The organism is Sabulibacter ruber (genome assembly GCF_017355955.1).
GTDB lineage: Bacteria > Bacteroidota > Bacteroidia > Cytophagales > Hymenobacteraceae > Nibribacter > Nibribacter ruber_A.
Genome location: NZ_JAFFID010000118.1, coordinates 1 through 278, shown reverse-complemented (window position 1 = coordinate 278; position 278 = coordinate 1). Strand labels below are relative to the sequence as shown.

1 pseudogene is annotated in these 278 nt (G+C 58.3%); it reads right to left on the bottom strand.

The annotated features are described in order from the left end of the window. Positions 1-278 (bottom strand): annotated as a pseudogene (locus JT719_RS24700) (hypothetical protein); the annotation flags it as partial.

Sequence of the window (278 nt, the reverse complement as noted above, 5' to 3'; positions counted from 1 at the left end):
AGGGTGTCGTTGCCGCCCATGCCATATTCGAGGTCGTCGCCGGCATGGCCGCGAAACCAGTTGTCGTTGTCATCGCCATAAAGCGTGTCGTTGCCGCCGCCGCCGGCAATAATCCTTATGTTTTCGTAGGTGTCGCCCTCGGCATAGCCCGTGTTGTTTTCCGGGGTGGCGAGATCGACCAGCACAGGATCGTTTCCTAGCCCAATGTAATCAACATCATTGAAGGCTTCCTCCCCACCGTCTTCTCCGACGAAGTGCTGCGGCCCGTCTATCAGCGG